Consider the following 11387-nt stretch of genomic DNA (forward strand, 5'->3'; position numbering starts at 1 on the left):
AATGAGTAATTCAATAGAAACGCCACAACTGCCGGAAATGTCCGAACTCTGGCAGAAAACCTTAAATTGGCAACCGAGTAATGGGGAATTAAGCCAATTTCAATTACTTTATGAGTTAATTTGTCAAGGAAATCGCCAACTAAATTTAACGCGAATTACTGAACCGACTGATTTTTGGGAAAAACATCTTTGGGATTCTTTGCGGGGAATTTCCCGATTTTTGGGTAAGACAGAATTAGATTGTAGGACAGGCATCTTGCCTGTCATCCCCAATCCCCAAGTAATTGATATCGGAACTGGTGCAGGTTTTCCAGGTGTACCCATTGCCATTACTCAACCAAATTGGCAGGTAACTTTGCTCGATTCGACTCGCAAGAAATTGACTTTTTTAGATAGTTTGATTTCCGAATTAGAACTTAAAAATGCTACCACTTTAACAGGTCGGGCGGAAGAATTGGGCAAGCAATCTCAATATAGAGAAGTTTATGATATTGCGGTAATTCGCGCAGTTGGATCGGCTTTAGTTTGTGCGGAATATGCTTTGCCATTTCTCAAAGTTGGTGGGTTGGCAATTCTGTATCGTGGTAATTGGACGGAGGAAGAAGCGGTAGATTTGCGATCGACTTTATTGAGTTTGGGAGGTGCGATCGAATTAATCGATCCTTTTACCACACCAATTAGTAACAGCATTCGTCATTGTTTGCATCTGCGAAAAGTCGCAGTTATTGAACCAGGTAAAAAGGTGAAATTTCCAAAGTAAAAATGGTGCGTTACACCCTTGGTTAACGCACCCTACATTATTTAAGTTGCGGCGGTAAAACGTTTGTTAATTTCATCCCAGTTTAGGGTATTCCACCAAGCATCCAAATAGTCAGCGCGACGGTTTTGGTATTTCAAATAATAAGCGTGTTCCCAAACATCGTTACCCATAATGGGAAATTTTCCTTCCATTAATGGACTGTCTTGGTTAGCAGTACTCATTACTCCTAATTTACCATCGGGGTTACGAACTAACCAAACCCAACCACTACCAAAACGTCTGCTACCAGACTGATTAAATAGTCGTTTGAATTCGGCAAAATTACCAAAAGCTTTATTAATAGCAGTAGCAATTTCACCTGTGGGCTCTCCACCGCCATTTGGTTTCATGATTCGCCAAAACATACTATGGTTATAATGTCCGCCGCCATTATTGCGAACGGTGGTGCGAATATCTTGTGGTATATTGTCCATATTTCGCAGTAATTGTTCAACGGTTTGACCTTTTAAGTTAGGATATTTGGCGATCGCATCATTCAAATTCTTCACATAAGCTGCATGATGTTTATCATGGTGAAATTGCATCGTTCGCGCATCAATATGCGGTTCTAAAGCATCATAGCTGTATGGTAAAGGTGGCAGTGTAAAAACCCCCGTGTTTTGTGCTACATTCGTCTCACTTTCTGCGGTGGTAATATTATCTCCAGATGCTAGACAAGCACCCAAAGTCACCGCACCAATACTGCTTCCAGCTAAAACCAAAAAATTGCGACGATTGAGAATCATAAGCACTACCAACTCTTTCACTTTCTCAGTTTAAACGCATTTTCAAAATATTTATTCTTGAGAAAGGCGTTTAACTTCTCCTCCACCTAATAACTGATGTGCTTCTGCTAACAAAGCCGGAATTTTATCTGCATGAGGACTATTAATTAAACATTGGCGTAAGTCGAATTGTTTAACTCGATCGGCTTTTTGTCCCGGAAACCAATGACTAGCATTTCCTAATAAGTTATAGCGCATTTTAGCATAATCATACATATCGTAAGCTAGCGCCAAATTTCGCAGCCATAAGATTACCGGAATGTTAATATTACCGGGAGTTTCTTCTTGAGAAGGTAAACCTACGTGCCAGGTTTTTACCCATGTTTCGCCTAAAACTTTAATTGCTTCTGCTTCCAATTTTGCTAAAATTGGCGGTAAAACTTCATCAGCTTGATCTAGCAAAGGTAAGGTTTTTAAATGTTCATCAAAATCTGTTGGTTTAGCTGCACCTAAACTTAAAGTATGGACTTGGGAATGACTTAAACAAAACAAGTCATTAAATACCATTGGACTAAGAGGGTAACATAAATCTACAAGTTTTTGGGGTGGGTTATAAAGTTGTCCGCCTTTATCGGAAGGGCTAATAATAAATACACCCATGTCATGTTTTCTCGCCGCTTCTATGGCTGACCAATTATTTTGATTGATATAGTACCAATGGAGGTTGACATAATCAAATTGGTTGGTTTCTATGGCTTGAGTAATAATATTTGTTGGCCCATGAGTGGAAAAACCAATAAACCTAACTCTGCCTTGTTTTTGGAGTTTTTGCGCTACTTCTAAGCAGCCACCGGGACGAATTGTGTAATCGAGTAATTCGGCGTTATTAATGCCATGTATTCCAAGTAAATCGACATATTCTAATTTTAAATTACTGAGTGATTTTTCAAAGGTTTTAGCAAATTCCTGCGGAGCGGCACTAGGGCCAATTTTAGTTTGAACAATGATTTCCTGGCGGGGAAATTTGGGTAAAATTCTGCCTAATTGTAATTCGGAAGTGCCATAACCTCTGGCGGTTTCAATGTGATTAATTCCTAGTTCAATTGAACGACGAATTGTTGCTTCTAAGTTCTTTTGTTTATCCCCAGGAATACTCCAGCCGGGGACATCCTTCCATTTATATTGATATCTCATTCCGCCACAGGAAAACACAGGCATGGAAATATTAGTTCTTCCAAAGCGTCGATACTGCATTCTTGGTTAACTCACAACTCTTGGATTTATTTTAAATAAGTAGGTGTAAATAAATAAAGTGATAATAGTTATATGAGGATGGGGAAGGCAGGATGCCTACCCCACAAGAAAGCTGTAACTCTTGTGGGGTAGGCATCCTGCCTGCCTTGGTTTTCACTTTATTTACATCTACCTACTTAATGTAACAAAATTTTTGCAGGTGAGATGGCTACTGTTGAATAATTTGGCGCAACTGGGAAGATTCATCTAAGGTTTTTTCTACGCCTTCTAGTTCAATATCTTTGATGTAATTGATTTTCACTTCTTCAAGCATATCTACTAGTAAGTTTTCGATTTGTTGGAGATTGTGCTTTTTCTGCAATTCTGCTTCTAGAGCTTTTTCAAAGTTGGTGAATAGCCCAGAGGCGAGTTTGGCGACTTCGGGATCTTCAATGGCAGCTTTGAGGGTTTTGTAACTTGTTTGGGAGATGTCTTTGGCTAAATTTTCTGCTAGTTGATTGGGTAATTTGTTGACACCGGGAATGTTTTGCAGTTGTTTGTAAACGGGGGATTGGTTGAGGGCGCTTTTAATGATGTATTGTAGTAATGCTTCGATATCGGGTTGAACTTGGGGAAGTACGTTGTAGACGCTGAGGTTGATTAAGCGGGATGCGATCGCTCTCAGTTCATTAGTATTATTAATATCAACATAAGGACGGCGACTTTCTGAATTAAACATCCATTTTGCCATAGCACCTTGGCTAAGGGAATTTTGCATTCCATCAATCATTCTTACCCCGACAACTTCGGTCATTTCGTGAGCAAAATTAGTGACAAAATCTCGGTTAATTTGTGCTTTAAACGGTTTGAAATCAACTAATTCTGATTGATTGAGGCGAACTAATACGGGAATTACTCTCAACCACCGCCAAAAAGGTAAAAGTAAAAATAGGTCATACCACCGCCTGAGCATGGCTTCTAACCAAGTGAGATTTGGGTCACGACTACTAATAGAAAAAGTCCGCACTAGGTAGTCGAGAGCAAATAAAATAATAAACGGTAGGTCAATTTTCCAGAATCGATCGACAAATTTACTATTAGTATCGATATGGCGATAATAGTTAGTTTCAATCAAGGGACGAATCGCCGAATTAAAAAAGTTAATTTCTGATGACCAACCCACTTGGTAAAAATATGCGGAACTCCAAAAAGTATTAAAAGCTTGATGGGCGGAATTTTGGAGGAGGCGATCGCGAATCTGATTTTTAATCTTCTCCAACAAACCGCTTTTATTAGCGAGCGCAAAAGGATTATCCTCAATCATTTGATTACTCAACAAACGTAATTCTGCTAAAGCTGTTTCCACTTCCGGCGACTGCAAACCTTCCGCTGCTACCAATGCTTCTAATTGATTTACTTGCTTAAGATAATTCTGAGTATCTCGATGCGGTTCAATACCCTTTACTTGGTCATAAAATTGAGTAACTTCGGGAAAGTGACAGAAGTAAAAGTCGCGCCAAGAAATATAACTTAGGTCAAAAAACACTAAAAGTAAATTGACTAAAGCGATAATGGCAAGAATGCGTTGCAACCAAAGGAAACGACGCGGGGATTGTTTGCGAGTAAGAGTTGATGTCATAACCCAGTGCAGAGAATTGCCAACTTAAAGAGTATCGCACTCTCAAGCTGCTTTTTTGCTAGTGGGTAGTAGGTAATGGGTAGTGGGTAGTGGAATTTCTCCACCCATTACCCATTACCTGCTACCTCCATAACCTTAGCGAAAACAAGACTACTTAGTACTTGTTTTACAAAGACTTTTATGCAATTCTCTTATCTATGGTTATTAACTACGGTATTCCTACTAATTTATCGTAGTTTATGTGGGAGGGATTTTAATCAATGGGGTACGATCATCTTTTAGAGTTGGTAAGACGGCGCTATAGCAGCATTGGGACTAACCGAATGAAGTTACAGCGTTGGTTCCAATTACCTGTAGTTCGTATTTTTGCTTTACTGTTAACTTTCGGTTTGAGTTTCGGTTGGGTATTGCAGTCTCACCCAGCGGTTAGTCAACAACCGGGAAATGCACAAATTACCTTAGTTTCCTTTGCAGTGACGAAATCCGCTTACGATCGCATCATTCCCAAGTTTGTGGCGAACTGGAAAAAGGAAACAGGTCAAAATGTCACCTTTACACAAAGCTACGGTGGTTCGGGTTCGCAAACTCGTGCGGTAATTGATGGTTTGGAGGCTGATGTTGTCCACTTAGCCTTGGCGTTAGATACTAATCGCATTCAACAAGCGGGATTAATTCAACCGGGATGGGAAGGAAAATTACCAAATAATTCGATCGTTAGCAGGTCAGTAGTAGCATTGGTAACTAAACCAGGTAATCCTAAAGGCATCAAAGGTTGGCAAGATTTAGCCAAAAATGGTGTCAGCGTAATTACTGCTAATCCGAAAACTTCTGGTGTGGCGCGTTGGAATTTCTTAGCTTTGTGGGGTTCAGTAGTTAGAACTGGGGGAAACGAACAAGCAGCACGTAATTTTGTCACTCAAGTTTATCGAAATGTACCCGTTTTGCCCAGAGATGCCCGTGAAGCGTCTGATGTGTTTTTCAAGCAGGGACAAGGGGATGTACTGATAAACTATGAAAACGAAGTTCTCTTAGCAAGACAACAGGGAGAAACCGAACCTTACATTATTCCTCAAGTTAACATTTCGATCGACAACCCTGTAGCTGTAGTTGATAGAAATGTAGATAAACATAAAAATCGTAGGGTAGTAGAGGCATTCGTCAGATACCTTTTCTCTCCTGAAGCTCAAACAGATTTTGCACAGGTGGGTTTTCGACCAGTTAACACAAACGTAGCCGCACAATTTAGTAGCAAATTCCCTAGAATTAGCAACTTATTTACGGTTAGTCAACTGGGAGGTTGGAATGGCACCCAAACTCAGTTTTTCGCTGATGGCGCTATGTTCGATCAAATTCAAACTGCGATCGGTAGAAGATAATCTGAGATAAGTTTTTGGTAGTAGGTAACGCAAGTTGCTAGTTATTAATTATTTCCTGTTCCCCCCTTGAGTAAGGGGGGTTAGGGGGGATCTAAAGGCTGTGATATGTGTTTTGATCCCCCCAACCCCCCTTAATAAGGGGGGCTAAGAAAGAGCCAGACTTATAACTAGCAACTTGAGTTAGGTAGTGAAATTCCTACTACCTGCTACCAGCCTCAAGCTTAGTAATTAGCAACTAAATCTATTGATTATGTAAGTGTCAAACTCCTGTGTGAACCTAACAATGAGTATTTAGACCGAAACGATCTGAGGTCGCTTCTGTGCAAAGATTAACAAAGTCGTTATTTATTCAAGCTGTCATCGGGTTCATTGCTACCCTGTGATTGCTTCATTAACTAAAAGTCATGGTGAAGGTACCTCAAAAGGAAACACAGGAGTTTATGAAAATTGGCGATCGCATTCGGGTTAAACAGTCAGTCATTGTTTACCATCATCCTCAACATAAGGGTCAACCCTTTGATGTCAAGGGTTTGGAAGGGGAAATTGTCGCGATCATACATGAGTGGCAAGGTAGACCTGTGAGTGCTAACCTTCCTGTACAGGTCAAGTTTGACAAAAAATTCAAAGCTCATTTTCGCGAAAATGAGGTTGAACTGGTAGACTAACGCAGCACGGCAGAAATGATTGAGCAGTGGAAAACAGAAAAAGCTAAACAGAAAACCTTCTTTCCTTGGAGTCTTCTGCCTTCTGCCTTCTGCCTTCCTGTGCTAGCGACGACCTCTGAGGAACCAACTGAAAATACATAATTCTCCTCGCATTTGCTCTAACTCTTGTCGGTGGCGCTCGGCTGTCATGTAATACCATTGACAGTAGCGCTCAAATTCTTGGCGATATTGTACTTCTCGGTAAAACTCTCCGCTTACCTGCACAACGGCAAATATTTCGTCTGCTGGTGGTGGCGGAGTCGGAATGATGCGTCTTAATTCTTCTGACATGATGGTTAGGGGATAAAGTTTTGCTCTTCTAAAATCTGGAAATCTAAAATCGCTACAACCAGCCTCGCAGTCGGTAGATGAAGATGCCGATATACTCTTTTAAAGCACGAGTGCTATAGGCTAATCTTCCTACGTCGGGGAGAAAATTTAGCAATGCTGATTGCCAGGTGATTTCTTCTGATTCTTGTTCTATGGTAATAAAATCGGTGGGAGCAGGGATAGCTTCTATTCCTTGACGCTTAAAAATGGCTTGCGATCGCGGCAAATGAAGTGCGGAAGTAACTAATAAAACCCGCCGTTCTATGCCTTGGGAATCGAGAATTTTTCGGACATTAACAGCGTTTTGGTAAGTGTTTAAGGAAGTTGGATCTTCCAGAATTGCTGTTTTGGGAACTCCCATAGCTAAGGCAAGTTCTGCCATATCTTTTGATTCAGGAATACCTGTATTTTTCCAATCAATGCGTCCACCACTCAAGATTAGTTTTGGGGCTTTGCCATCGCGGTATAATTTAGCGCCGTAGAGGATGCGATCGCCCTCATCGCCAACTTCCACCCAAGGTCGGGGGGGGACTTTCGGTAAAACAGCACCTCCCAAAACCACAATAGCTGCGGCATTTGGCAATTCATCTTCTGGAATATTTTGCCATTCCAAAGACCTAATTAAGGCGGTACAAACCCAATAATTACTGAAGAAAAGTAAGATAATCAATCCTAAAGAAATTAACCCTGCTGCCCATTTCGGTCGTCGCCAAATCATAATTAAAGCTACAAACAGCAACAGGCAACTTATTCCTAAAGGGTAAAAGAAAATTGGCAGTAACTTCGAGAAAAACAAAAACATTTTTACTTAATTTTAACGACTTTTTTTGGGAGGACGACGCGCATTTTTCCAGAAAAACCAACTTTTTTTTGGTTGGTGTCGAGATTTTTTTGGTTGCTGTTTCTCAGGTTTATTTTCTTTTTGATTTTCCTCTTTACCCTCCTTAACGTCGGCTAATTCCTCAGTGAATTTTTGAGCATTAGGTAACTCTTTGCTTTGCCACCCTGTAATTATCCATCCCATAGCTATTCCGGCGAGAATGGCTAAACTAAAACTCCAAATTAAAGGTTTTCCCAATAACAAGAAAGCCACTAAGAAAAACAGACTAACTTTAAGTGCAGATGTAGGAATCTTCTTCAGTTGCCAACTCCTCCCTTTCTTTTCTGGACTATCCTGGAGCGTCCTCTGCGCTTCATAAAAAAATCCCCCAAATAAAGGGAAAAGTTTTAAACTTACCTTTCCCCTTTAACCATTTCCCTAGTTTAATTGTGCCGTTAAATCCTGGGTAGTGTCCAAAGTTTTCACAAAAACTTTTTCTTCTTCCGTGAAAGCTTCCGCATTAGCTAATTGACTGGTTAATAGGTTAGCAGTAGCATCAGAGATATCACCAGTGCGGGAGTTAAGACGATCGCGCAAAATTGATTCCGGTGCAGTGCAGTGTAAAATCTGTAAAGGTAGGTGATGTTTTTCTGCGGCTGCGATTACTGGTTTTCTTAGGGATTGGCGATCGTATTTAGCATCCAAAATCACCGAATAACCCGCAGAAGCCAGCAAAATTCCCAACTCCAACAACCTGTTATAAGTCTTTTCCGTCATTTCAGAAGTATATAAATCTTCCCCTCCCTTTTCCGACAAAGGTACACCAGCCAAATGTTTTCTCACCGCATCAGAACGAAGGTGAATAGCATTACTTTGTCGAGCAATTTTTTTCGCAACAGTACTCTTTCCAGAACCAGAAACACCCGACATCATAATTAAACTTCCCTGCCCCAGTTTAGTACAATCAAAAGCCATTTTATAATACTGACTAGCTGTTACTTTTGCCCTCTCTTTATCAGCAACAGGAACACCCGGATCATCTAACAGAAAAGAAGTAATTTTCGCCCGAACATAAGCTTGACGACTCACATATAAAGGCAAAACTTGTAAACCTTCCCAATCACCACTTTCTTCCAAGTAAGTATTCAAATAAGCATTAGCTAAATCGGGACGATTTCCCACTGAAAAATTCATTACCCCATAAGCCACATCATACATTACATCTACAAAACGAAATGGTTCATTAAACTCAATGCAATCAAACAAGAGAATTTTGTCATGCCAAAGACAAATATTTCCTAAATGTAAATCTCCGTGACATTCCCGAATCCAACGATCTTTAATTCTACTAGCTAAAACTTCTTGTTTAGTAGCAAAGAAATTATCTGTAAACTCTTTAGTAGCATCAAATTGCTCTTGAGTTTGTGCTAACCCAATATATTTCGCTGTTTGTGCATAATTTTCATCAAAAGCCTGACGAACTTTGCCAACCTCTCCAAAAGAAAGAATATAATCATTAGTTGGGCATTTCTTATGGAATTGTGCCACTAACCTCCCCAAATCTTCCACCATTTCTTCCGTCAATTTCCCCTGTTGAAACACATTAATCAACAGATTATCTTGGGGAAACTGACACATTTTCAAAGCATATTCAACAGCTTCACCACTTCCCGCCAACTCAAACTTATTATCTCCTTGAGTAATCGGCAAAACTTCCAAATAAATCTCAGCAGCGCCACGTTTATTCATTTCTAATTCTTGGCGGCAAAAATGCTCTCGTAATTCCAAACTGGAATAATCCAAAAAGCCGAAATTAACAGCTTTTTTAACTTTATAAGCATAATCACCAGTCAATAAAACAAAAGAAACATGAGTTTGAATTAACTTAATTGGTTCCTGTACTGGATGAGGATAAAATCCAGGTTTTAACATTTCTTGAATTACCAAAGGCAGATTAGTTTCAGTCATTTTTACCTACAAATTACAAATCACAAACTTTGTAGGGTGCGTTAGTGATAACGTAACGCACCATTCATACATATTTACAACTTTATAAGATGCGTCAGAAAAGCGAAACCTTCTGTTAATTTAAAGTTTTTAGGTCTGACGTACCCTACAAGTCATAAACAGAAAAAAACCAGGGAATGGAACCCTGGTCTAGTAAACAAATCATACCTTTAGTTGAGCAAAATTTACTCAGCTGATGCTTCTTCCGTTCCACCTTGACCACGAAGAACGCTAACAACTACTTGGTTAGGATCTCCAACTACTTTAACGCCTGCGGGTAAAGGTACTTCCCGGATATGCAGCGCATCGCCAATATTCATAGCAGAAACATCAATTTCAATGGCATCAGGAATGCTGTCAGGAGGACATTGTACTGTCACTTGTGTCATTACAGGATCTAACATTCCACCACTTAGTTTTACGCCAGCTGCTTCACCGACAAAATGTAGAGGTACTTCTACTTCTAAACTCTTCTGTGACGCTACAGCAAAAAAGCTGAGGTGATAAATAAAACCTTTTGCGGGATGAGTTTGGACTTCCCGCAACAGAGTTTTGCCACTCCAAGACGCTTCAGGGATGTTCACATCAATCAGCGTGTTATTCAGAGAGGCTTTTTTGACTAAAATTTCAGCTGCTTTGGCGTTCAAGGTCAAAGCAAGTGATTCTGTACCATTGTGACCGTATAAAACGGCGGGAATTAAACCATTGCGACGCAGAGTATTAGGTTTAGATTCTGCTGTTCGCTTTTGACATTCAACTGTGAGTTCCATATTGCGCGATCGGGTTCTTAATATACAGATTTTATCAAATTTTCAGAGCAAATATTTAAAAATATATTCGCTCAAACCATTTATACTACCCTTTGAAGATATGCGTAATTTTCATCTTCAATAAAATTTAATAATTCTAGAAACTTCCGCAAACGATAAGTTGCATCTTGATACTCTTGCTTAGAAGGAGATTCTCCTAACTGCTTAAGTACAGCATCACTTTCTCTAGTAATAGCATCACAGAAAAAATCCTTTAGTTTTTTACGGTTATACTTACTTAACTTAACGAGTGGTAGTTTTTCTTCTTCTCCATCTATCAGCATTTTCCTAGTTACAGATTTTCCTATTTTGGCAAATTCCGATTTAGCTAACCACTCGAAAATATCTTCCGATAATTCGACATAATAGGGAGACCGTTCATTTGATGAATAGAAAATGATATCCAACATTAGCCTTTCTCTTCTGCTTCAGGTTGCATCAATTCTTCTTCAGGGAAATACTCCACATAAGCTATATCCGCTTCATCAAACACTTCTTTTGCTGGTTTAGTGATTCCTCCTGTAGTAACAACTCCTGCCACACTATTTTTGTCACGAATTTCTTTTGCTTTAGTCGAATCTATCTTTTTTGTCGTCCAGGCTTTGACTTCAATATAACACTCATCCATTATTGTGTTTTTCCGATCGATTACTGAAGCATTAAACTTATTTTGCCAACTGCTTAGTAACTGTTTAACTCGTAGTACATCTTCCTTACTGACTATGAAAATATCACCTTTTGGACTTCCTCCTATTGTTCTTTCCGCTGAGATTCCTTCTTTTTTTAATTCTTTAATAATCCATCCGGCTCTTTCGGGTTAATGGGGAAAAATGTTCATAAATGTTACAAACCAGGGAACGGTGCGTTAGGCACGGGAATTTATTGATGGATTGGAATGCTGAATTTATCGCCCGTGCCTAACACACCCTACGATTAAATAAGATT

General features: G+C 39.7%; 13 protein-coding genes. 3 read left to right on the forward strand and 10 right to left on the reverse strand.

The annotated features are described in order from the left end of the window. The first annotated feature begins 1 nt into the window (after position 1). A complete protein-coding gene (gene rsmG / locus ACE1CC_RS18900; protein ID WP_413271978.1) occupies positions 2-760 on the forward strand; it encodes a 16S rRNA (guanine(527)-N(7))-methyltransferase RsmG in 759 nt (252 codons plus the stop codon). A 41-nt stretch (positions 761-801) separates the two neighbouring features. On the opposite strand, the gene ACE1CC_RS18905 is transcribed toward rsmG, so the two are convergent. From ACE1CC_RS18905 to ACE1CC_RS18915, 3 genes are all read right to left on the reverse strand, one after another. Further along, positions 802-1545 carry a superoxide dismutase gene (locus ACE1CC_RS18905; RefSeq protein WP_413271979.1) on the reverse strand — a complete coding sequence of 248 codons (744 nt, stop codon included), beginning with the start codon at positions 1543-1545 and terminating at the stop codon, positions 802-804. A gap of 51 nt (positions 1546-1596) precedes the next feature. Then, positions 1597-2778 (reverse strand): aldo/keto reductase, encoded by a 1182-nt coding sequence (locus ACE1CC_RS18910; RefSeq protein ID WP_413271980.1) that lies wholly within the window; start codon positions 2776-2778, stop codon positions 1597-1599. A 208-nt stretch (positions 2779-2986) separates the two neighbouring features. Then, complete coding sequence (locus ACE1CC_RS18915) at positions 2987-4396, reverse strand: hypothetical protein (protein WP_413271981.1); 1410 nt, start codon at positions 4394-4396, stop codon at positions 2987-2989. Between the two features lie 260 nt (positions 4397-4656). Here ACE1CC_RS18915 and ACE1CC_RS18920 point away from each other — a divergent pair, with 260 nt between their 5' ends. Next, positions 4657-5772: a sulfate ABC transporter substrate-binding protein gene (locus tag ACE1CC_RS18920; protein ID WP_413271982.1), complete on the forward strand. Its 1116-nt coding sequence runs from the start codon at positions 4657-4659 to the stop codon at positions 5770-5772. 440 nt (positions 5773-6212) lie between these two features. Next, the gene (locus ACE1CC_RS18925) at positions 6213-6437 is read left to right on the forward strand and encodes a ferredoxin-thioredoxin reductase variable chain (RefSeq protein WP_413271993.1); all 225 of its coding nucleotides are present in this window, start codon (positions 6213-6215) and stop codon (positions 6435-6437) included. A gap of 102 nt (positions 6438-6539) precedes the next feature. Here ACE1CC_RS18925 and ACE1CC_RS18930 read toward each other — a convergent pair whose 3' ends face one another. The 7 genes from ACE1CC_RS18930 to ACE1CC_RS18960 form a co-directional block, all read right to left on the reverse strand. Then, positions 6540-6767 carry a hypothetical protein gene (locus tag ACE1CC_RS18930; RefSeq protein WP_413271983.1) on the reverse strand — a complete coding sequence of 76 codons (228 nt, stop codon included), beginning with the start codon at positions 6765-6767 and terminating at the stop codon, positions 6540-6542. Between the two features lie 52 nt (positions 6768-6819). Continuing rightward, positions 6820-7608: a YdcF family protein gene (locus ACE1CC_RS18935; RefSeq protein ID WP_413271984.1), complete on the reverse strand. Its 789-nt coding sequence runs from the start codon at positions 7606-7608 to the stop codon at positions 6820-6822. 12 nt (positions 7609-7620) lie between these two features. Then, on the reverse strand, positions 7621-7899 hold the full coding sequence (locus ACE1CC_RS18940; protein ID WP_413271985.1) for a hypothetical protein: 279 nt from the start codon (positions 7897-7899) through the stop codon (positions 7621-7623). Between the two features lie 165 nt (positions 7900-8064). Continuing rightward, the gene (locus tag ACE1CC_RS18945) at positions 8065-9594 is read right to left on the reverse strand and encodes a bifunctional aminoglycoside phosphotransferase/ATP-binding protein (protein WP_413271986.1); all 1530 of its coding nucleotides are present in this window, start codon (positions 9592-9594) and stop codon (positions 8065-8067) included. A gap of 224 nt (positions 9595-9818) precedes the next feature. Then, positions 9819-10403: a 50S ribosomal protein L25/general stress protein Ctc gene (locus ACE1CC_RS18950; RefSeq protein WP_413271987.1), complete on the reverse strand. Its 585-nt coding sequence runs from the start codon at positions 10401-10403 to the stop codon at positions 9819-9821. Positions 10404-10483: 80 nt separating this feature from the next. Beyond that, complete coding sequence (locus ACE1CC_RS18955) at positions 10484-10852, reverse strand: hypothetical protein (protein WP_413271988.1); 369 nt, start codon at positions 10850-10852, stop codon at positions 10484-10486. Continuing rightward, on the reverse strand, positions 10852-11070 hold the full coding sequence (locus ACE1CC_RS18960) for a hypothetical protein (RefSeq protein ID WP_413271989.1): 219 nt from the start codon (positions 11068-11070) through the stop codon (positions 10852-10854). Before ACE1CC_RS18960 ends, ACE1CC_RS18955 begins: the two co-directional genes overlap by 1 nt. Positions 11071-11387 lie beyond the last annotated feature (317 nt).

Origin of the sequence: Floridaenema aerugineum BLCC-F46 (genome assembly GCF_041929345.1) — a bacterium.
GTDB lineage: Bacteria > Cyanobacteriota > Cyanobacteriia > Cyanobacteriales > Aerosakkonemataceae > Floridanema > Floridanema aerugineum.